General features: G+C 72.6%; 12 protein-coding genes. 4 read left to right on the top strand and 8 right to left on the bottom strand.

What is annotated here, in order from left to right; all coding sequences use genetic code 11:
* Positions 1–14: 14 nt before the first annotated feature.
* The 8 genes from AB5J55_RS16610 to AB5J55_RS16575 all read right to left on the bottom strand — a co-directional run bounded on the left by AB5J55_RS16610 (position 15) and on the right by AB5J55_RS16575 (position 16,212).
* Entirely contained in the window at positions 15–1,667 is a 1,653-nt protein-coding gene (locus tag AB5J55_RS16610; RefSeq protein WP_369271429.1) for a hypothetical protein, read from the bottom strand.
* 90 nt (positions 1,668–1,757) lie between these two features.
* The gene (locus AB5J55_RS16605; protein ID WP_369271428.1) at positions 1,758–3,998 is read right to left on the bottom strand and encodes a CDP-glycerol glycerophosphotransferase family protein; all 2,241 of its coding nucleotides are present in this window, start codon (positions 3,996–3,998) and stop codon (positions 1,758–1,760) included.
* Positions 3,999–4,007: 9 nt separating this feature from the next.
* Positions 4,008–6,209 carry a CDP-glycerol glycerophosphotransferase family protein gene (locus AB5J55_RS16600; RefSeq protein ID WP_369271427.1) on the bottom strand — a complete coding sequence of 734 codons (2,202 nt, stop codon included), beginning with the start codon at positions 6,207–6,209 and terminating at the stop codon, positions 4,008–4,010.
* 178 nt (positions 6,210–6,387) lie between these two features.
* Positions 6,388–8,661 (bottom strand): CDP-glycerol glycerophosphotransferase family protein, encoded by a 2,274-nt coding sequence (locus AB5J55_RS16595; RefSeq protein ID WP_369271426.1) that lies wholly within the window; start codon positions 8,659–8,661, stop codon positions 6,388–6,390.
* Positions 8,662–8,829: 168 nt separating this feature from the next.
* On the bottom strand, positions 8,830–9,744 hold the full coding sequence (locus AB5J55_RS16590) for a carbohydrate ABC transporter permease (RefSeq protein ID WP_369271425.1): 915 nt from the start codon (positions 9,742–9,744) through the stop codon (positions 8,830–8,832).
* Positions 9,741–11,024 carry a carbohydrate ABC transporter permease gene (locus AB5J55_RS16585; protein ID WP_369276204.1) on the bottom strand — a complete coding sequence of 428 codons (1,284 nt, stop codon included), beginning with the start codon at positions 11,022–11,024 and terminating at the stop codon, positions 9,741–9,743. Before AB5J55_RS16585 ends, AB5J55_RS16590 begins: the two co-directional genes overlap by 4 nt.
* A 67-nt stretch (positions 11,025–11,091) precedes the next feature.
* Positions 11,092–12,474 carry an ABC transporter substrate-binding protein gene (locus AB5J55_RS16580; RefSeq protein WP_369271424.1) on the bottom strand — a complete coding sequence of 461 codons (1,383 nt, stop codon included), beginning with the start codon at positions 12,472–12,474 and terminating at the stop codon, positions 11,092–11,094.
* Between the two features lie 243 nt (positions 12,475–12,717).
* Positions 12,718–16,212 (bottom strand): FHA domain-containing protein, encoded by a 3,495-nt coding sequence (locus AB5J55_RS16575; RefSeq protein ID WP_369276203.1) that lies wholly within the window; start codon positions 16,210–16,212, stop codon positions 12,718–12,720.
* Positions 16,213–16,582: 370 nt separating this feature from the next.
* On the opposite strand from AB5J55_RS16575, the gene AB5J55_RS16570 reads away from it, so the two are divergent.
* From AB5J55_RS16570 to AB5J55_RS16555, 4 genes are all read left to right on the top strand, one after another.
* Entirely contained in the window at positions 16,583–18,283 is a 1,701-nt protein-coding gene (locus AB5J55_RS16570; RefSeq protein ID WP_369271423.1) for a serine/threonine-protein kinase, read from the top strand.
* Between the two features lie 134 nt (positions 18,284–18,417).
* Positions 18,418–19,659, top strand: coding sequence for a serine/threonine-protein kinase (locus AB5J55_RS16565; RefSeq protein ID WP_369271422.1), 1,242 nt, complete (start codon positions 18,418–18,420; stop codon positions 19,657–19,659).
* Positions 19,660–19,900: 241 nt separating this feature from the next.
* Positions 19,901–21,007 (top strand): peptide chain release factor 2, encoded by a 1,107-nt coding sequence (gene prfB / locus AB5J55_RS16560; protein ID WP_369271421.1) that lies wholly within the window; start codon positions 19,901–19,903, stop codon positions 21,005–21,007.
* 294 nt (positions 21,008–21,301) lie between these two features.
* Positions 21,302–21,916 (top strand): hypothetical protein, encoded by a 615-nt coding sequence (locus AB5J55_RS16555; RefSeq protein ID WP_369271420.1) that lies wholly within the window; start codon positions 21,302–21,304, stop codon positions 21,914–21,916.
* Positions 21,917–21,992 lie beyond the last annotated feature (76 nt).

Genomic DNA, 21,992 nt, shown 5'->3' with positions numbered 1-21,992 from the left:
CGCAAGAGCGGCGGTCACCCGATCCGCGCCAACACCTCCCCCGTCTCCCGGCTCCACGCCACCACCACCGCCTCCTCCGGCACCCGCTTCCACCGCGTCAGCAGCAGCCAGCGCGCGTGGTAGCGCCGGGCGACGGTCGTGCGCTCGGCGCGGGTCGACGCGGGGGAGAGGTAGGCGCGGACATCGGCGAGCCGGCGTTCCCGCTCCCGCTCGTCCAGGGCGGGGTCGGGCCAGATCGGCGCGGCGAGGTTCGGTCCGTACCCGGGGATCGAGCGAGGGGCGTAGTGCCCGTCGGAGATCACCACCTCGCCCTTCCCGACATGCCGTGCCACCCAGGCGTACGACGGCCACAGCGAGGGCTGTTCGAGCCCGATCGGATCCAGGGCCCGCGGCACCACCGCCCCGCCCTGCACGGTCAGGAACCCGACACAGGCCCCGGCGACAGCGGCCCCGCCCAGCACCCGGCGCGCCCTGCCCCACGGCCGGGGCGCCGCCAGCTCCACGGCCAGGGCGAACTGCAGCGGCACCAGGGTGAGCCCGAGGATCCTGCCGTAGGTGTAGTGGCCGCTGACCCAGCCGCACGCCACGAGCAGGCATTCGAGGGCGAAGAGCAGCACCAGCGGATCCCGCCAGGAGCCGCGCCGCCACCGCAGCCACAGCGCCGGCAGCCCCAGCAGCGCCAGCCAGAACTGCCCGCCGAGCTGCTCGTACAGCCGCTCGTGCATCCAGTCCACGCTGTCGTCCCCGGCCAGCGCGAACACGTCGTAGTACGGCCAGGACCAGGCGAGCAGCACCGCCGTGCCCGTCATCGCCCCCCACCGCACGGCCAGGGCACCCCGCTGCCCCCGAAGCCACCCCCGCTGCCACCCCGCCACGAACGCCACCGCGCCCAGCGCCGCCGCCACCGCGGTGATCGGGTGGGTCAGCAGGATCAGCCCGTACAGCACCCCGATCCCCGCGTACCCGGCGAGCCCCGGCAGCCCGCTCGGCCCGACGTACCGGACGAGCCCCTGCCGCCGGTCCTCCCTCTCCCCCTCCCCCTGTTGCTGTCCCTGTCCCCGTGCCCGCGTCCCCGTCAGGGCCCAGGCCCAGAAGGTGAGGCCGATGGCGAAGGCCGAGGGATAGCCGAGATTCCCCGTCATCGACATCAGGCTCAGATAGCCGCTCCACCAGGCCCGCTCGGTCCCCCACAGCAGCGTCATCGCCCCCAGTGCGAGCACCGGCGCCCACGGTCTCGGCGACAGAACCCGCACCAGACGGCCGATGCCGGTCAGCAGCACGAGCAGGTTCAGCGCGCCGGCCAGCCGCAGCATCTCCCAGCCGCCCAGCCCCGTCAGCCGGGCGAACACGCCCTGCGCGACCGCGTACGGCGAGTAGTACGGGCTGCCCGCGCCCGGCAGGTCCGCCATCGGGTGGCGCGGGTGGAGCAGGTCCGCCTTGAGGCGTTCGACGACCGCCGCGTGCTGGCCCGCGTCGCAGCACAGCGGCACGGCCCAGTACGCCAGCAGCATCGCCAGGCAGAACAGAAAGCCGTAGACCTGGTACGGCGTCGGACGCCAACTGCGGCCGCCGCGCAGGGCACTCGCGCCACGCACGGTCCTCCGGACGAGGACACCGACAGCGGCGCCCGCGGCTCTGGCCGTGGAGGTTGTGCTGGTTTGAGGCATTTGCCGTATGTTCCCGGCAAGGTAAACACCTCTACCTCACGTCACCTCATCGAGTGAGCCCACCATCCGGGGAACCCGTCGTGGAACGCTTCAGCGGGCGTCCATGAGCGACGACCTCGCCGCCGCCGGCGCAGGCACCCGCTCCACCCCGCCCGGACGCTCCGGCATCCGCTCACCCAGCATCACCGTCCGCACGACCCGCTCCGCGGCCAGCCCGTCGTCGAACTCGCAGAACCGTTCCCTGAACCCCGCCCGCAACCGCGCCGACTCCCCGTCCTGCCAGGTCCCGGACGCGAACAGCCACGCCAACTCCCGGTACGAGCGCGACACATGCCCCGGCGCGTCGGCCGTGATGTCGAAGTAGGCGCCCCGGCTCGCCGCGTACGCCCCCCAGTCGTCGGCGTGGATCACGATCGGCCGGTCCAGGTTGGCGTAGTCGAACATCAGGGCGGAGTAGTCGGTGACCAGCACGTCGGCGGCGAGCAGCACGTCCTCGACATGCGGTTCGCCGGTCGCGTCGATCAGCACGCCCCGCCGGTGCAGGTCGGCCAGGCCCATCCCGCGGGCCGTGCCCTTCGCGAGCGACGGATGCAGCCGTACGACGAGGGTGTGGCCGGTGCCGAGATCCCGGGCGAATCTGGCCAGGTCGATCCGGTCCACGTGGCCGCCCCGGCGGTACTCGCGGCGGGTCGGCGCGTACAGCACGACGGTGTTGCCGGCGGGGACGCCGAGCCGCGCCCGCACGGCCTCGCCCGCCTCGGGGCCCGCGTTGACCAGCACGTCGTTGCGCGGGCTCCCCGTCCTGAGCGACGTGAAGTGGCACGGATACGCCCGCTCCCACGCCAGCTCCGAGTGCCGGTTGGCCACCAGGCTGTAGTCCCACCGGTCGGCGCGCCACAGCATCTTCGGCACGTCGAAGCCGTGCCGGGCGCCGGGCTTGGTCAGCAGGTCGGCCGCCATGTACTTGAGCGGGGTGCCCTGGTGGGTGTGGACGTGGACGCTGCCGGGGCGCTTGCCCAGAGCGCCGGGCCAGTTGACGTTGTTCACCCAGTACGTGGCCCGCGCCATGACCTCGTGGTAGCGCCGCGAGCCGGGCGTCACGAAGTCGACGCCGGGCGGCAGCGCGTCCACCGCGTCCTCCTGGACCACCCACACGCCCCTGATGTGCGGGGCGACCTCGCGGGCCTTGGCGTGGATCGCCGCCGGATCACCCAGCACTCCGCCATGGGAGAACGCCGAGTAGACGGCCAGGTGCGGATCGAGCGGGAGCTTCGACTGGGCGCCGTACCAGACGCGTTGGGCCCGGTTCGACGCCGCGCGCGTCACGCGCTGCCTGCCGTGGCCCGCCGCCCTGCGCACATCGCGCAGACCGCGTGCGACGGCGTACGACGGGTAGGACGCCGTCGCCAGCAGCCGCATCTCCTTGCCGCGCCAGCCGTCGGGCGGCGTGAAGCCCTCGGGGAGGTGGCGGGCGTGGAAGGAGCGGATCTCGCGGTAGAAGTCCGGCCGGTCCGCGGGCCGCACCCGGTCCTCGCGCGCGAGCACGAACAGCATGTGGTCCAGGGCCCGTTCGAACAGCGGCGGCCGTGCCCACGCCAGCTCCGGGCGCTCGGCGAGAAACGCGAACAGGCCCTCGTACTGCGGAAAGATGTCGAAGTGCCGCCGCCCCGGCGTCTTGGTGATCGCGCCCTGCCGGCGCTGCCGGTACTCGACCCCGATCCGCTCCAGACCGGCGACGCGGTCGGCCAGCACCATAGAGCGGTAGGTGACGGGCGCGTCCTCGTACAGTCCCGGCGCGTAGCGCAGCTCGTGCTTCAGGAAGAAGTCCCGCCGGTACGCCTTGTTCCAGGCGACCAGGAACAGATGCAGATACTCCGGGTTCTCGCGGACGTTGAAGGTGCCCGCCCCGGCCGCGGCCAGCAGGTCGGCCGCCGTGCTGCGGCCGCCGCGGCCCCACCAGTGGGTGCGGACGTGGTCGAAGACCAGGATGTCCGGCTCGTCGGCCGACTCCAGGCGCGCGGCGACGGCCGCAAGCAGGCCCGGCGTGTACTGGTCGTCGCTGTCGAGGAAGAGGACGTAGTCGCCGCTCGCCTGCTCCAGACCGGCGTTGCGGGCCCGGCCGAGGCCGACGTTCTCCGGCAGGTGCAGCACACGCACGCGTGCGTCGCGGTCGGCGTAGGCGTCGAGGATGGCGGGGCAGCCGTCGGGGGAGCGGTCGTCGACGGCGATCACCTCGAAGTCGGTGTACGACTGCCCGAGCACCGAGTCCAGGCAATCCCGCAGGAAGCCCTGCACCTTGAAGACGGGGACGATGACGCTGAAGCGGGGCACGTCGGTACCTCAGTTCCTTACGAGGGTCGTCGCGGCGGGGGCGGGGATGCGCTCGGCCAGGGGGGTCACCGGCGGGATCGCCTCGGGCGGCTCGCCCAGCAGGACGCGGCGTACGACGCGCTCGGCGGCGCGCCCGTCGTCGAACTGGCAGAACCGCTCCCGGAAGGCGGCGCGCAGGGCCGTGGCCTCCTCGTCCGCCCACGAGCCGTCGCGCAGGACGGCCGCAAGCTCGCCCGGTGTCCGCGTCACCCGGCCCGGCGGTGCCTCCAGCAGGTCGAAGTAGACGCCCCGCACCTCCCGGTAGACGTCCCAGTCGTCGGCGTACACGACGATCGGCCGGTCCAGGTTGGCGTAGTCGAACATGATCGACGAGTAGTCGGTGATCAGCGCGTCGGCGGCCAGGCACACGTCCTCGGAGGAGCGGTGCGCGGTGACGTCGATGATCCGGCCGGTGCCGCGCCGGGCGCCGCGGTCGTAGAAGTAGTGGGCGCGCAGCAGCACGACGTACTCGTCGCCGATCTCCTCGCACAGCGCCTCCAGGTCGAGGCTCGACTCGAAGCCGGTGGCGTGGTCGCGGTGCGTGGGCGCGTAGAGGAGGGCCTTCTTGCCGTCGGGGACACCGAGTTCGCGGCGGATGCGGGCCACGTCGGCGGCGGTCGCCGTGTAGTACGCGTCGTTGCGCGGATAGCCGTACTCGAGGGTCTCGTGCGCGGCGGGGTAGGCGCTCTCCCACATCTGAGTCGAGTGCCGGTTGGAGGTGAGGTTGTAGTCCCAGCGGTCGACGCGGGCCAGCAGCCTGGCGAAGCTGCCGGTCGCCGCGGCCACCACGGGGTACGTCGCCTGGTCGGCGCCCATCTTCTTCAGCGGGGTGCCGTGCTGGGTCGACAGATGCACGCTGCCCCTGCGCTTGACGACGGCGTCCGCGAAGTTGGCGTTGTTGATCAGGTACTTGGCCCGGGCCAGCACGTCCCAGTACCTGCGGCTGCCGATGACCGCGTACTCCACGCCCTCCGGCACGGTGTGCGCCTGCTCCGCCTCCACCAGGAACACCGAGCGCAGATGTGGGGCGAGCTCCCGCGCCTTGGCGTGGATGGCGGCCGGGTTGCAGACGTAGCCGCGGCCCCAGTACGCGCAGTACACGGCGAGGTTCCGGTCCAGGCGGCGGCGCAGCTGCCACCCGTACCGCAGCCGGGTGCGCAGCCCGCGCGGCCGCGGCACCCCCGAAGCCACCCGAGTCGCCGCCCGGTTGGCGCCGCGCAGCGCCCGGAACGCCGCGTACGCCCCCCTCGCCAGCAGCCGGTGCTGCACACCGAGACTCCCGCCCGGTGTCCGGAACCCGGCGGGCCGGTACCGCCGGTAGAGCCCGCTCGCCCGCCGGAAGAAGGCCCGGCGCCGGCGTGGCAGCCGTCGCGGATGGGCGGCGGTCTTCAGTACGGCGGCGAAGAGCTGCTCGAACAACGGCCCGAGCCTGCTTTCCGGCAGCCCTTGCTCCACGGCCCGCGCCAGCACCAGCTCGGCCTGGTCGAGCAGCTCGAAGTGGTGCTCCCCGGGCAGGTTCAGCCGGTTGCCCTGCCGCCGCAGCAGATGCCGTACGACGACCTGGCGCAGCACCGCCATGCGCTCGGCGCCCAGCACGACCAGGCCACCGAAGCCGACGTCGGTGAAGTGGCCGTCGGGGAAGGGCAGTTGCTGTGCCGCGAGGAAGGCCCGCCGGTAGGCCGCACTCCACGCCGGAAGCTGGACCCCCGTCAACTGCGGAGCCTGTTCGGGGGCGAACACCGCGCCCGGCGTCCGCGCCAGCACCAGCGCGGCCGGGTTGGTCGGCTCGCCCACCCACCACGGGGTCCGCTCGTGCTCGAAGTACAGGACGTCCACGTCACCGGTCTCGCTCAGTCGGGCATCCAGCGCCGCCAGAGCGCCCGGCACCAGCTCGTCGTCGCCGTCCAGGAACAGCAGCCAGTCGCCGATCGCGGCCCGCAGCCCGGTGTTGCGCGCCCCGGCCAGACCGGCCGTCGGCGGCGAGTTCACCGGCGCCACCCGGCAGTCCCGCTCCGCGTACCCGGCGGCGACGGCCGCCGCCGGGGCACCGAGGGCGTCGCAGACCGGGATCAGCTCGAAGTCGCCGAAGGACTGGGAGAGGACCGAGTCCAGCGCCTGGGACAGCCGGCCCGCGACCCCATGGGACGGAACGATGATGCTGAAGCGGGGCATACTGCTCTTTCTGTCGATGGTCTGGCGGCCGGGTTCCTCAGCAGGCCGGGGTCGGCCTCAGCCGGCGCGAGTGCGGCCGGGCCGACCGGCCGGACGCCAGGTGGGCGGCCGGGTCGGTGTGGGCCGTGACGGGCTGGAGGGCATGGGAACTCCTCTTCCGTTTCCGTGAGAACGGCGTTCAGAGGCTCTCGGTGACGGTCCGGCGCCCCGTCGGTTGCGGCACGGTCGCGAGCGGGGAGTGCGTGAGCGACGCGGCCGGCGACGGCACGGGGTGGCGCTTGTCGAGCGGCACGACGGGCGGACGGCAGGTCTCGCCCAGCACCACATGGCGTACGACCCGCTCGGCGGCGCGTCCGTCGTCGTGCGGGCAGAAACGCTCGCGGAACGCCGACCTCAGCTGGGCGGAGCGCGAGCCCCGCCAGTGGCCGGAGGCGAAGATGTCGATCAGCTCGTCCTCGTCGCGCGCCACCGCGCCCGGCGGGAAGGAGCGCAGGTCGAAGTAGGTGCCGCGGGCCGCCTCGTACGCCTCCCAGTCGTCGGTGTGGAGCACGATCGGCCGGTCCAGGTTGGCGTAGTCGAACATGATCGACGAGTAGTCCGTGACCAGGGCGTCCGAAGCCAGGCACAGCTCCTCGACGCCCGGGTGGTCGGTGACGTCGATGACGCGGCCGGCGGTGGGCGTCAGGGGGCCGCCGTGCCGCGGGTCGGCGCGGGCCAGGACGACGAAGCGGGGGCCCAGGCGGCGCAGGACGCGGTGCAGGTCGAGCGTGGTGCGCTGGGTGCGGCGGTAGTCGCGGTGGGCGGGAGCGTAGAGGATCACCACCGTGCCATCGGGGATGCCGAGCCGCTCGCGGATCCGGGCCACGTCCGCCGAAGTCGCCTGCTGGAAGACGTCGTTGCGGGGGCTGCCGTATTCGAGGGTCGTGTAGCCGCCCGGGTGCACCCGCTCCCAGGTCAGGGTGGAGTGGCGGTTGGCGGACACGACGTAGTCCCACTTGTCGACGTCGTCGAGGAGCTCGACGACGTCCATGCCCCCTGCCGCCGCCGGGCGTTCGCGCAGGTCCAGGCCCATGTGGCCGAGCGGGGTGCCCTGTTGGGTCTGCACGAGGACCTGGCCGGGGCGCTTGACCAGACGGCGGTCGAAGCCGTCGTTGTGGATGAGGTACTTGGAACGGGCCAGGGCCGTCCAGTAGGCGGCCGTGTCGGGGCGCAGGCGGCGCGGGCCGGACGGGGCGGTGTCCTGCTGCCCGGCGTCTGCGTCCGGGTCGGTGATCCAGGCGGTGCGGATGTGCGGGGCGTGCGTGCGGAAGGCCTGCTCCAGGGCGCCCGGGCTGTCGCCGGGGCCGCGGACTCCGTGGGCCGCGAAGGTGGCGCGGTCGGCGCGCAGGGGGAGGCGCCGCTGGACGCGGTAGTGCACGCGCAGGGCGCCGCAGCGCAGGCCCTTCAGCAGGCGGTCGGCGAGTTTGCGGGTGCGCCGCAGCAGGGCCGACGCCAGCTGCAGGGCGCGCCATGTGCGGTGCAGGCCGAGGCGGATCAGGCCGTGTCGCAGGCGATTGCGCGGGGGGACGGGCGCGCCGGGGGAGCGGTAACGGCGGTAGTGGGTACGGGCCTTGCGCAGGAACGCTGCCCGGCTGCGGCGCGGGAGGCGGTCGCGGCGGGCGAACACCACGACCAGGTGGTCGACCATCCTGCGGAACAGCAACGGGCGCCAGCGCGCCAGTTCGGGGTTCTGGTCGACGTAGGCGAAGACGCGGTCGTACTGCTCGAAGATGTCGAAGTGCCGCGGGCTGACCGTGCCGAGGATCGCGCCCCGGCGGCGCTGCCGGTAGTGCACGCACACCCGGTCAAGGGTCGCGATCGACTCCGCCGTCATCAGCACCGGATACGTCCAGGGCGTGTCCTCGTAGTAGCCGGCCGGGAAGGCGAAGCCCTCCTCCTCGACGAACTCCCGCCGGTACGCCTTGTTCCACGCGACCATCAGCAGCCGCAGCAGCCCCGGACGGTCCGCCAGCCGGAACGGCGCCGGGCCCTCCTCGGTGAGCTGGGCGGCGGCCTGGTTGCGGATCGTCTCGCCCGTCCAGAACGTGCGCGCGTAGTCGTAGACCAGGACGTCCGGCTCACCGGTCTCCTTCAGCCGGTCCGCGATCGCGTGCAGGGCGTCGGGGGTGAGCGTGTCGTCGCCGTCGAGGAAGACCAGGTAGTCGCCGGTGGCCTCGGCCGTGCCGGCGTTGCGGGCGGGTCCCAGGCCCTGGTTCTGCGCCAGATGCACGGGGCGTACGCGCGGATCGAGGGCCGCGAACTCGTCGATGATCGCGCCGCACGCGTCCGGCGAGCAGTCGTCGACGGCGATCAGTTCGAGATCGGGGTACGACTGTGAGAGCACCGATTCCAGGCACTCGTGCAGGTACGCCTGAACCTTGTACGCGGGGACAATGACACTGAACCTGGGCAAGGGACATCCACTGGGTCGGCCGGGGCGGTAGGCGGCGACAGCGCCTTGCCCGGCAACGGCCAATGGAGTGACTTGGTTACGCCGCGGTACGGCATACGGGGGATCATGAATGAACGTGAGGGGACGGACCGATGACGGTCCGCCCCCTCAAGCGTGTTGCGCTTGCGCCTACTTGACCGCGCCCGCCATCACGCCGGACACGAACTGCCGCTGGAACGCGAAGAACACGACCAGTGGGATCACCATGGAGATGAACGCGCCGGGTGCCAGGACGTCGATGTTGTTGCCGAACTGCCGTACCTGCGTCTGCAGGGCGACCGTGATCGGCTGGCTCCCGGAGTCCGTGAAGATCAGCGCGACCAGCATGTCGTTCCACACCCACAGGAACTGGAAGATGCCGAGCGCGGCGATCGCCGGACCGCCGAGCGGCATCACGACGCGGAAGAACAGGCGCAGTTCACCGGCGCCGTCCAGCCGGGCCGCCTCCAGCAGCTCCCTAGGGATCTCGGCGAAGAAGTTCCGCAGCAGGAACACCGCGAACGGCAGTCCGAAGCCGACGTGGAAGAGGATCACGCCGGTCAGGGAGCCGAAGATGCCGATCCTGCCGAACAGTTCGGCGATCGGGATCAGCGCCACCTGCACCGGTACGACCAGCAGGCCGACCACGCCCAGGAACCACCAGTCGCGGCCCGGGAACTCCATCCAAGCGAACGCGTATCCCGCGAGCGAGCCGATCACGACGACCAGGACCGTCGCCGGGACCGTGATCAGCACGGTGTTCAGGATCGAGTCGGTGATGTCGCTGTTGCTCAGGAGCTTGTCGTAGCTGTCGAAGGTGAGTTGGGAGGGCTTGCTGAAGACCTCCCACCAGCCGCTCGCGGTCATCTCCTCCGGCGGCCGCAGCGACGACAGCAACAGCCCGATCGTCGGGACCAGCCAGAACAGGCCCACGAGGATGAGAAATACCCGCACCACCCCGCCGCTGACGAACGAGGCGATCCGGCCGCCGAGGGACTGCTCGGCCTTGACGGTCGTGGACGGCGGCGCCGCCGCCTTGCTGGGCCCACCGGCATGCGTACTCATCGCCGCCCCTCCCGCCTGAGCCGACGGATGTTGAACCACATCACCGGGATCACGAGGAGCAGCAGGAACACCGCGATCGCGCTCGCGATGCCCGGCTGGTCCTCGGAGAAGCCCTTGCGGTACAGCTCCAGTGCCAGGACGTTCGCGTCGTCCTGGGAGGAGCCCGGGGCGATGATGAAGACCAGGTCGAAGATCTTCAGGACGTTGATCATCAGGGTGACGGTGACCACCGCGAGGACGGGCGCCAGCAGCGGCACGGTGACGCGGCGGAACACCTGCCACTCGTTGGCGCCGTCGACGCGGGCCGCCTCCAGCAGATCGCGGGGGATGCCCGCGAGCCCGGCCGCGATCAGCACCATCGCGAAACCGGCCCACATCCAGATGTACGACCCGATGATGGCCGGCGTCACGAGGGACGGGCCGAGCCAGTCCAGGCCGTTGTACGGCTCCTTGAAGTTGTCCGGCGGGAGCCGCAGTTGGGCCCCCTCGGCGGCGGCCGGCAGTGTGAAGGTGCCGTCGTCGGCGGCCTTCGTGGCGGCCACGACCTTGCCGTCCTTGACGGCCTCGATCTTCATCCCGGCATAGCCCAGCTCGGCCGCGTCGACCCCGCCGAGGGTGCCGACGCCCTTGCCGCGCGTGAAGTCCTGCCAGGTGGTGCCGGTGATCCCGGCCGGATCGGCCTTCGCCGGTACGGCCGCCTTGGAGTCGTCCGGCATCTGGTCGGGGGCGACGCCCACCAGGGGCAGGCTGACCGGGGTGCCGGCGCTGACGGTGTCCTTGGTGATGAAGCCGCCGCCCGGTGCCGCTTCGAGTGGCGACTCCCGCCCCGGGTGCGCCTTCGGGAACGCCGACGCCTGCGCGAAGGTGTCGTGCACGCCCACCCACACCGCGTTCGCGACGCCCTTGTCCGGATCCTGGTCGTACACCAGTCGGAAGATGATGCCCGCCGCCAGCATCGAGATCGCCATCGGCATGAAGACGACCAGCTTGAACGCCGTGCCCCAGCGCACCCGTTCGGTCAGCACCGCGAAGATCAGACCGAGCGCGGTGGCGACCGTCGGGGCGAACACCACCCAGATGATGTTGTTCTTGAGTGCCGTACGGATGCCCTCGTCCGTGAACAGCGCCTCGTAGTTGTCGAATCCTGCGAAGCCGCCGCCGGACTGATCGTAGAAACTGCGCACGACCGAGTACCCGATGGGGTAGACCACGAGCGCGCCGAGCAGCACGAGAGCGGGCAGCAGGAAGAGCACCACCACGGTCCTGCGCGTGCCGGTCACGCTTCCGCGCGACTTGGGTGCGGCAGGGGGCGCGGTGCCCCCTGCCGCGTCCGTCGACGCCACGGCGTCAGTGTCCGAAGGCCGCGGCCGCGTCGGCTTCCAGCTTCTGCTGTGTGCCCGCGACGTCCGACGGGTTCTTCAGGAAGTCCTGGAGAGCCTTCCACTCACCCTTGCCGGGTGTGCCGCCGAAGGCCTGCGGGGCCTGGTCGGACATGTCGAAGCGGAAGTCGTCGCCCGAGTCGATCAGGGCCTTGGCGATCTTCTGCTGCACCTCGTTCGGATACGCCGAGTTGTCCACGTTCTTGTTCGGCGAGAGGTAACCGCCGAGCTTGGCCTGGATCGTCGCCGCGTCCGGGGAGGCCAGGAAGGTGGCCAGGGCCTGCGCCGCCTTGGAGTCCTGGAGGATGACGGCCGCGTCGCCGCCGGAGACGACGGGTGCGGTGTCACCCACGGTCGGGAACGGGAACACCTTGGCGTCCGTGCCGACCTTCGCCTTGGCCTGCGTGATGTTGACCTGCGCGAAGTCGCCCTCGTAGACCATGGCGGCCTTCGGCTGGTCGCCGCCGGTGAAGACCTGCGTGACGGAGGCCGGGAAGTCGGTCTGCAGCGCACCGTCCGCGCCGCCCGCCACATAGTCCTTCTTGCCCCACACCTGCGCGAGCGTGGTGAGCGCGTCCTTCACGGACGGGTCGGTCCACTTGATCTCGTGCCTGGCCAACTGGTCGTACTTCTCCGGGCCCGCCTGCGAGAGGTAGACGTTCTCGAACCAGTCGGTGAGGGTCCAGCCCTCCGCGCCACCGACCGAGAACGGCGTCACGCCGGAGTCGTAGACGGTCTGCGCGGTGGTGAGCAGTTCGTCCCACGTCTTGGGCTCGGTGGCCCCCGCGTTCTCGAAGACCTGGGCGTTGTACCAGATCAGGGACTTGTTGGCGGCCTTGTAGTAGACGCCGTACTGCTTGTTGTCGACCTTGCCGATGTCCTGCCAGCCCTGCGAGTAGTTCTCCTGGAGCTCCTTGATCGCCTCGGCGCCGAGGGGCTTGGCCCACTTCTTGTCGACGGCCTGCTTGATGGCGCCGGGCTGCGGAAGCATCGCGATGTCCGGCGGCTGGCCGCCCGCGACCTTCGAGCCGAGGAAGTTGATGATCGGGTCCTGGGCGGGCACGAAGGTGACCTTGGCGCCGGTGCGCTTCTCGAACTCCGCGAGGACCTTCTTGAAGTTCTCCTGCTCGGCACCGGTCCATACGGCGGCGACCTCGAGGGACTCGCCGTTCAGCTTGGGAAGGGTGACGGTGTCGGCGGTCTCCTGGCCGGATCCGCCCTGTTCGTTGCCACTGTCGTTGTCGTCGCCTCCGCATGCGGTGAGCGAGAGTGCGAGGGCGCCCGCGCATACGGCCGCCGCGGCCCTGACGGCCTTGCTTGTCCGGTTCCTGCTGCTCGTGCTGGTGCGCATCACTGCCCCGTTCTTCGTGCCTCGTCGAACGTTCGAGCGCTGTCCCGTGCGATCTGGTCTACGCCTTGGGTTTGGGGGCGGCAAGACCGCGTCCGCTGTCAAGTGGGAGATCGTGACCGGCTCGTGACCAGGGGCCCTGCGCTGGGGTGAACGTCCCTGGGGGCTGTCGCCCCCAGACCCCCGCTATCGGCCTGAACGGCCTCGTCCTCAAACGCCGGACGGGCTGGATTGCGCCGACCGGCGTCACAGGAGCGAGGGCACCTCGGTCGCCGAGACCTCCCGCGCCGCCCTCTCCACCGCGCTGGCCAGCAACGCCAGGTCCGTAGGCCCGTTCCCCAGCTCGCGGACCGGGCGCCGGGCCGGCGGATCACCCATGCGGTGCCACTCCAGCGGCACGACGGTGGGCCGCAGCGTCGCCGTCCGCGGGATACGTCCGGTGACCCGCCCGCCCTGGAACGGCACCGCTCTGCCGTCCGCCCAGGTCAACCGGCCGCGCCCCGGCGCCGGTTCGTCCGGGCCCGCCGTCACCGCGTCCAGCGTCACCCGCAGCGTCGCCAGTCGCGCCGGCTCCGACTCCGCCGTACGGCCACCGATGGCCGCCGCGGCCACCAGATGCACGCCGAGCCGCTCGCCCTCGCGGGCCACCGCCTCCAGCGCGCGTATCACCGAGCCCGCCGCCGGCCTGCCCGGCGATCCCAGTGCGGGCGAGACCAGCGCGTCCAGGTCGTCCACGACCACCACGAGCCGGGGCAGCGGCGGCACGGCCTCGGCCTGCCGACGGGCCGCCCCCGGCCGCAGCCTGATCGTGGAACTGGACGGCGCGTCCAGATCCCCCGTGAGATCAGCGGCACCGGCCCCCGCCGCGCGCTGTGCCACCATCCGGCCCGACAGCTCACGCCCGGTGTGCCACTCGGCGAAGTCGGACCGCCCGAGCAGCTCCGCGCGCCGCTTCAGCTCGGCGCTGAGCGACTGGGCGAACTCCCGCATGCGGACGGGGTCGTTGGCGGTCAGGTGGGTGGTCACATGCGGTATGTCCGTGCACGCCCGCAGCCCCTCGCCGTGCCCGCCGCTCCCGCCGACGCTGTCCCGGCCGTCGATCAGCACGACGCCCAGCCGGTCCGGCCGCTCGGCCGCGGCGAGCGACGCGACGAGGGCCCGCAGCAACTCCGTACGCCCGCTGCCGGGCGGCCCCTCGATCAGCAGGTGCGGTCCGTCGGCGCCGAGGTCCGCGCCGACCGGCCCGCGCGGCCCGGCCCCGAGCACGGCACAGGCCCGCCCACCGAGGGCCTGAGGGTCGTCGGCCGCGTCGGCCCACCGCGCCATCAGCGACGCCGGGGTGGCCCGGGCCAGCCCCAACTCGTCGAGCAGCCTCGCCGCCTGAGGCAACGGCACGGACAAGCGCGCGTGCCCCTCCCCGACGGCCCCCTCCGTCCGCAACGGCGCCAGGGCCCGCGCGAACCGCTCCGCCCAGGCGAGGGAGACGGCGTCCACCGCGGCGACGGTGCCGTGTCCGATGGGGCCGTGCGGGGTGGCTGCGGGGGGAGTGGGGCCGGGTGTCGCGGCGCCGGGCCCGGCCGGGGTGTCGGCCGTGTCGTGCCCGCGCGGGGCGCTGCCGGCCGTGCCGTGAGCTGCGGCGGTCTCGCGTCCGACGGCGCCCTGTTCGGACGACCCGCCCCGTGCCACCCGCAACAGCCGCAGCGCCGTCGCCACGTCCCCGCTGAGCAGCCCGACCGCCCCGCACTCCCGGAACACCGGCGCCACCGTGCACGCCGCCTCGTAGGTCTCCGTCACCGGCGACGCGGGCGACGCCGAAGCCGTCTCGGCGAGGCACACGACGTGGATCCCGGCCCGCGGCCCCTCCAACGCCAGCCGCGCCACCGCCTCGCGCACATCGGCGCCCCCGGGATCGCCGTCCACGACGACCACGGTGTACGGCCCCGGGAACCCGTCCGCCCCGTCGCCGGGCCCGTCGTCCTGTGCCCACGACGGCCGCCGTGCGGCACGCTGCGCCGGCACCTGCCCGTCCGGCACGGCTGCGGCGACCGCGCCCCGCGGCTGCGCCGTCAGGTCCTCCAGCCGGCGCAGCAACTCCTCGGTGCGGGCCGTCGCCTGTTCGCGGTCGTAGGCCAGCAGCAGGCGGCAGTCCTGGCCGTGACCGGGGCGGACATGCGGGAGCCAGCCCAGCCACGCCCACTCGGCGGTGCGCTCCTCCAGCGGGCGGGAGCGGTCCGCGCTGAGCAGGACCACCTCCAGGGCATCGGGCGAGTGCAGCGCGGCGAGTTGGGCGAGCACCGCTCGGGCCAGCCCGGCGAGCCGCTCGCGCGGACCGGCCAGGCCCAGCGCGCCGACCTCCCGCAGATCGGCGGTCACCGGCACCGCGGGCAGCAGCCCCGAGCCGTCGGGCGCCGCACGGTCGGCCGTGCCGAGCCGCACCGTGAGCGCCTCCGGGTGACCCGGTGAGCGCTCCCACAGCCGGGGCCCGGGCCCCAGCGCGGTCAGCAGCAGGGACGCCGGATCCGGCCAGGCCTCCGGCAACCGGGACCGGCTCGTCGCCGAGGGGAGGCCGGTCGCCTCGGCCGGCTCGTCGACGTCGTACGTCCCGCGCCGGACCTCGTCCTGCTCGCCGCGCCCGCCGGCCAGCCGCCGCGCCCACGCCGTGAGACCGCCGCGCCTGCGCACGCCCGGCGGGATGTCGGTGCCCCGCAGCGGGGTGCCCTTGCGGGTGCTGCCGGCCGCTGTGCCGTCGGTGAGCCCGGCCCCGGCGGCCGTGGGGGACGCACCGGGGAACATGTCCCGGGCGTCTTCCTCGCCCTGACCCCCGTCGAGCGCGCCCACCCCGAAGCCCGCGCCGTGCGTGTCGCCTGCCCGCGGTCCCGGGAGCGGCGGCTGCGACCCGCCGTGCCGCTCGATCCGCGGTGCTCCGCCCTGGACGGGCACGACGGGCGGCTCGCCGGTGCCGTGCCCCTGAGCGGTCGGCCGCGCTCCCGAGGAGGCGTCAGCGCCGCTTCCGTCCGCCACGCGTGCGTGCGGCACTGCCGCGTCACCCCGCGCGGGTGCCGCCGGGCCGTCGACCTCGCGGTCGCCTGCGCCGGGGACACGGGTGTGCCCCTCCCCGTCCGGCTCGGTCCGCACTCGTGCCCCCGGGCCGCCGGCCGGAGCCAGCCGCAGGGCCGATTCACCGATCCGCAGCAGCGCGCCCGGTACGAAGCGCACCGGGCGGGTGGTCAGCCGGGTGCCGTCCAGCGTCGTGCCGTTGGTGGAGCCCAGGTCGGCGACCGAGACGCGGCCGTCGGCGGCGACCGTGACCGCGCAGTGCAGCCGGGAGACGTCCGGGTCGTCGAGCGGTACGTCGGCCTCGGCGGAGCGGCCGATGCGGATCTCGCCGCCGTGCAGCAGGTGGACCCCGCCCGCGTCGGGGCCCGCCACGACATGGAGCTGGGTAGGGGCGTCGTCCAGCTCGGGGTGGGGCTCGGGCGCCGCCGGGGCGCCGAGCGAGAGCACGGCGCCGTCTATCAGAGGGGGCTCACCCAGTGTGCTGCGCCGGTCGTCGAGGCGCTCCGCGCCCGCGTACAGCACGACCGGGCCGTCGCCCCCGGACACCGCCGAGGCGAGTGCCGAGGCCACCGCGGCCAGGGCCGTGCCCGCTGGTGCCGTGACCAGCACGTCGCAGCTCGCGGCGCGGCCACGCGCCGGGGCAGGTGGGGCCAGCGGGTCTACGACGGTCAGCCGGATCTGCATCGGCGTCAGCGGTCCCTTCTGCGCGGGCGCGGACCAGGGCCCTCCAACACGGCCCTCCCCACCCCACACGAGCACATCGGCCAGTACTGCAGGCATCCTCGCACCTGCCACTGACAACGCGCCCCCCGCCCGAAGACAAGTGATCTTGATTGGTCGGCTCTGCCCGCAAAAGTGCCTGACAGATGACCTACCGACGACCGCTTGAGATCGGTCACGTCCGCTTGCGGCAACCACGAGACAGAGCCGAGCGTCTTTCCTTCGAACATGTACGGGAAGCCGTACGTAAGACGCACAGAAAGAGGACAGGCCGGTGCCCCGGGGCACGGCACTACAGTGGGTCGGAACGTAGGCAAGCAGCAGGGAGCGCGACGTGCGGCCGGTAGGCAGCAAGTACTTCCTCGAGGAGCCGCTGGGTCGCGGCGCCACGGGGACCGTCTGGCGGGCCCGCCAGCGGGAGACCGCGGGCGCCGAGGCCGCGGTGCAGGGGCAGCCCGGCGAGACCGTCGCGATCAAGGTCCTCAAGGAGGAGCTCGCCGGCGACGCGGACATCGTCATGCGGTTCCTGCGGGAGCGGTCCGTCCTGCTCCGGCTGACCCACCCGAATATCGTCCGGGTCCGTGACCTGGTCGTCGAGGGTGAGCTGCTGGCGCTCGTCATGGACCTCATCGACGGCCCCGACCTGCACCGCTACCTGCGCGAGAACGGCCCCTTCACCCCGGTCGCCGCGTCCCTGCTCACCGCGCAGATCGCCGACGCGCTGGCGTGCAGCCACGCCGACGGCGTCGTCCACCGCGACCTCAAGCCCGCCAACGTCCTGCTCCAGCAGAACGGCGGCCAGATGCACCCGATGCTGACCGACTTCGGCATCGCCCGCCTCGCCGACTCCCCGGGCCTGACCCGCACCCACGAGTTCGTCGGCACGCCCGCGTACATCGCGCCCGAGTCCGCCGAGGGCCGCCCGCAGACGTCCGCCGTCGACATCTACGGCGCCGGAATCCTCCTCTACGAGCTGCTCACCGGCCGTCCGCCGTTCGGCGGCGGCTCCGCCCTGGAGGTCCTGCACCAGCACCTGAGTGCCGAGCCGCGCCGCCCCTCCACGGTCCCCGACCCGCTGTGGACCGTCATAGAACGCTGCCTGCGCAAGAACCCCGACGAACGGCCCAGCGCCGAGAACCTCGCCCGCGGCCTGCGCGTCGTCGCCGAGGGCATCGGCGTGCACGCGAACTCCGCGCAGATCGCGGCGGCCGAGGGCGTCGCCGCGCTGCTCGCGCCCGACCCCGCGCCGGCGGCCGTGCCGGGCTCGGCCGACCCCACCCAGGTGCTGCAGCACGGCGCGGCCCCGGGGGCGTACGACCCCAACGGCGCGACCAGCGTCCTGCCGCACACCGGCGCGGCGGGCGCCGCGGACCCCACGGCCGTACTGCCGAACACGGGCGGCCCCGGTGGACGGGGCGCCGCCGACCCGACGGCCGTCATGCCGCCGATGCCGCCGGGACAGCCCGGTCAGCCCGGCCCCGAGGACCCGCACCCCTGGCAGAACCAGCTGCGCGCGGCCCGGGACCGCAACGAGCAGACGCAGGTCCAGTACCTCGATCCCAACCAGGACCCGCTGCGCAGGCGCCCCCAGCGCCAGGTCGCCCGCCCGCAGCAGCAGCCCCAGCAGCAGCGGCCGCCGCAGGGCCGGCAGCAGGGTTACGGCCATCCGCAGCAGCACCAGCCGCAGCAGCCCCAGCCGCAGCAGTACGCCCCGCAGCGTCAGCCGCAGCAGCAGCCCCAGCGGTACGCACCGCCGCCCACGCCGGAGCCGCAGCGGCCCCGGCGCGAGCCGCGTCAGCCGCGCCAGCGCAGCGCCAACCCGATGCGGATCCCCGGCCTCGGCTGCCTCAAGGGATGCCTCTTCACGATCGTCATCCTCTTCGTCGCGGGTTGGCTGGTCTGGGAGCTGAGCCCCTTGCAGGAGTGGATCGGCACGGGCAAGGGCTACTGGGAGCAGCTCAGCGACTGGGTCAGCACCGTGAGCGGGTGGATCGGAGACCTGGGCGGCTCGGGTGGCGGTTCGGGCACGAGCTGACCCGGGGCCGACGCGGTACGGCGTCGGCTGGTTTGGTTATTTGTCGACACCTGGCGGGTGATTTCCGCCTCGGCGGTGAAGGTTGGCTCCTCGGACGCGTAGTTTTAGCGACACACGCGTCTGTAGGAGCAGCCTTGGCACGGAAGATCGGCAGCCGGTACACCGCCAACCAGATCCTGGGGCGGGGCAGCGCCGGCACGGTGTGGCTGGGCGAGGGGCCCGAGGGGCCCGTCGCCATCAAGCTGCTGCGCGAGGACCTCGCGTCCGACCAGGAACTCGTCGGACGCTTCGTGCAGGAGCGCACGGCCCTGCTCGGCCTGGAGCATCCGAACGTGGTCTCCGTACGCGACCTCGTGGTCGACGGCAATGACCTCGCGCTGGTCATGGACCTGGTCCGGGGCACGGACCTGCGCACCCGGCTCGACCGCGAGCGGCGACTCGCGCCCGAGGCGGCCGTGGCGATCGTCGCGGACGTCGCCGACGGGCTGGCGGCGGCGCATGCGGCCGGGGTCGTGCACCGGGACGTCAAGCCCGAGAACGTCCTGCTGGACATGCAGGGGCCGCTGGGTCCCGGGGGTGCCCATCCCGCCCTGCTGACGGACTTCGGCGTGGCGAAGCTCATCGACTCGCCGCGTCGCACCCGCGCCACGAAGATCATCGGGACGCCGGACTACCTGGCGCCGGAGATCGTGGAGGGGCTGCCGCCGCGGGCCGCGGTCGACATCTACGCGCTGGCGACCGTCCTGTACGAGCTTCTCGCGGGCTTCACCCCCTTCGGCGGCGGCCACCCGGGCGCGGTGCTCCGCCGTCACGTCACGGAGAGCGTGGCGCCGCTGCCCGGCATCCCCGACGAGCTGTGGCAGCTGCTCGTGCAGTGCCTGGCGAAGGCACCGGCCTCGCGGCTGCGGGCGTCGGAGCTCGGGGCGCGGCTGCGGGAGCTGCTGCCGTTGGTGGCCGGGATGCCGCCGCTGGACGTGGACGAGCCGGACGCGGAGCCTGCGGAGGACGAGGCTCCGGCCGCCGAGGAGGCGGCGCCGGCGGGGGAGCGGGTGCGGCGGCGTGGCGCGGTCCCGTTGGTGCCGGGCGCGAAGCCGGCGGACTCCAACCGGGACACGCATACGTCGATGAGGGTGCCGGGGCCCGACGAACTGGCCGGGGGTGCGCGCGGTACGGCGCGGGTGCCTCGGGCAGCGGGCGCCCCGCGCCCCGGCTCCGCCCGCCATCGCGCCGTGACGCGCCGGCGCCGGGTGGCGGTGGGGGCGGCCGCGGTGGCGCTGGTCGCGGCGGCCGGGGTGGGCGCGTGGCTGGCGACCTCGGAGGACGACGCCGGGGCCACACCCCAGGACACGAACAACACGGCTCCGGCGACCCCGTAGTTTCGTCGCCCCCGTCGCCCGTCCCGTCCCTTGGGGGCCTGCGGCCCCCAGACCCCCGCTTCGGCCCTGAACGGGCCTCGTCCTCAAACGCCGGACGGGCTGGAATGCCTGGACCGGCGTCGAGAGGCGAAGGCCCGGGGGTCCAGGGGGAGCCCCCTGGTACGTCAGCGGTGACGCCGGGCACGCCGTCGGGCACGGTCACCCGGCATGGCCCGCTTGGCGGAGCCGTTACGCTGGAGGCGTGGCAGTCGTCGATGTATCCGAAGAGCTCAAGTCCCTCTCCTCGACCATGGAGTCGATCGAGGCCGTTCTGGACCTCGACAAGCTGAGGGCAGACATCGCCGTGCTCGAGGAGCAGGCGGCCGCGCCGTCCCTGTGGGACAACCCGGACGAGGCGCAGAAGATCACCAGCAAGCTGTCCCACCTCCAGGCCGAGGTGCGGAAGGCCGAAGCCCTGCGTGGCCGGATCGACGATCTCGCCGTGCTGTTCGAGATGGCCGAGGAGGAGGACGACCCGGACACCCGCGCCGAGGCCGAGTCCGAGCTCGTCGCCGTCCGCAAGGCACTGGACGAGATGGAGGTCCGGACGCTCCTCAGCGGCGAGTACGACTCCCGCGAGGCACTCGTCAACATCCGTGCCGAGGCGGGCGGCGTCGACGCCGCCGACTTCGCCGAGAAGCTGCAGCGGATGTACCTGCGCTGGGCGGAGCAGAAGGGCTACAAGACCGAGATCTACGAGACGTCGTACGCCGAAGAGGCCGGCATCAAGTCGACCACCTTCGCCGTGCAGGTGCCGTACGCCTACGGCACGCTCTCGGTCGAGCAGGGCACCCACCGGCTCGTGCGGATCTCGCCCTTCGACAACCAGGGGCGCCGCCAGACCTCCTTCGCGGGCGTCGAGATCCTTCCCGTGGTCGAGCAGACCGACCACATCGAGATCGACGAGTCCGAGCTGCGCGTGGACGTGTACCGGTCGTCCGGCCCGGGCGGTCAGGGTGTCAACACCACCGACTCCGCGGTGCGCCTCACCCACATCCCCACTGGCATCGTCGTCTCCTGCCAGAACGAGCGGTCGCAGATCCAGAACAAGGCGACCGCGATGAACGTCCTCCAGGCCAAGCTGCTCGAGCGGCGCCGCCAGGAGGAGCAGGCCAAGATGGACGCCCTGAAGGGCGACGGCGGCAACTCCTGGGGAAACCAGATGCGGTCGTACGTGCTGCACCCGTACCAGATGGTCAAGGACCTGCGCACCGAGTTCGAAGTCGGCAACCCCGAGGCCGTGTTCAACGGTGAGCTCGACGGGTTCCTGGAGGCCGGGATTCGCTGGCGCAAGCAGCAGGAGAAGTAACTTTGTCGACAAGGCAACTGCCGCAACTTCAGCGGCAGTTGCCTTTTCTGTGCCTGCATGTCTGGGTTTTACATCACACTCACAGGCTCCAACCCCTGGCATAGCTCCCGTATTTGGACATGGCGCCCGCAAACGGCCTTGACGTGTCTTTGAAAAATGGGAAGGGTAAAGCGTGGCATGCGTATCTCTGGGGCGCATGTGAACCGGGGGATTCGAGTTAAGCGACGTCCTCCGTCGATCACGGCCCCCGAGCGCCGCCTCACTGACGATTCAGCTACTGGGGGTAGCAACCACATGACGAAGAAGACGCGGATCCGTATCGCGCGCCTCGCGGCCGGTGCCGTGATCGCGGCCGGTGCGTCGCTGACCGCTGCGGGTGCCGCTTCGGCCGCGCCGGCGGAGGACTGCCTGCTCGGCATTTGCATCGGTGGCGAGGACGACCCGACCGACCCGCCGGTGCCGACCGACCCGCCGACCGATGTCCCCACCGACATCCCGACGGACATCCCGACCGAGGAGCCCACGGTTCCGACGGACCCGACGGTCGAGCCGACCGAGCCGGAGGAGCCCACCGAGGACCCGACCACCGAGCCGACCGACCCGGGCAACGGGAACGGCAACGGCAATGGGAACGGCAACGGCAACAACGGCGGCGGTAACAACAACACCGACCCCGATGGTGGCACCTCCACCCAGGAAGAGGGTTCCTCCTCCCTGACGGAGACCAACACCGACAGCACGGGCACCGGCGCCAACACGTCCGCCCAGGGCAACGGTGAGGAGCTCGCCGAGACCGGTGCCGCTCAGACCACGTTCCTGCTGGTCGGCGCCGCCACGATGATCGCCGGTGGTATCGGCTTCCGCATTCTGCCGCGCCTCGTGGGCGGCCGTGGCGGTGCGGCTGCCTGACGGTAGCCGGTCGTCCACGCTGCGTGATTCACGCCGTACGGCCGAGGGGCCCGGAGCGCAATTCGCTCCGGGCCCC

This window comes from Streptomyces sp. R11 (assembly GCF_041051905.1).
Lineage (GTDB): Bacteria > Actinomycetota > Actinomycetes > Streptomycetales > Streptomycetaceae > Streptomyces.
Note: the sequence above shows the minus strand (reverse complement) of the source record. Positions and strands in the feature narration are given on the sequence as shown.

What these genes read in the sequence shown, in the direction of transcription:
- AB5J55_RS16610 (WP_369271429.1), bottom strand. Translation starts at nt 1,667, where the DNA reads ATGCCTCAAACCAGCACAACCTCCACGGCCAGAGCCGCGGGCGCCGCT.
- AB5J55_RS16600 (WP_369271427.1), bottom strand. Translation starts at nt 6,209, where the DNA reads ATGCCCCGCTTCAGCATCATCGTTCCGTCCCATGGGGTCGCGGGCCGG.
- AB5J55_RS16590 (WP_369271425.1), bottom strand. Translation starts at nt 9,744, where the DNA reads ATGAGTACGCATGCCGGTGGGCCCAGCAAGGCGGCGGCGCCGCCGTCC.
- AB5J55_RS16580 (WP_369271424.1), bottom strand. Translation starts at nt 12,474, where the DNA reads ATGCGCACCAGCACGAGCAGCAGGAACCGGACAAGCAAGGCCGTCAGG.
- AB5J55_RS16575 (WP_369276203.1), bottom strand. Translation starts at nt 16,212, where the DNA reads ATGCAGATCCGGCTGACCGTCGTAGACCCGCTGGCCCCACCTGCCCCG.
- AB5J55_RS16555 (WP_369271420.1), top strand. Translation starts at nt 21,302, where the DNA reads ATGACGAAGAAGACGCGGATCCGTATCGCGCGCCTCGCGGCCGGTGCC.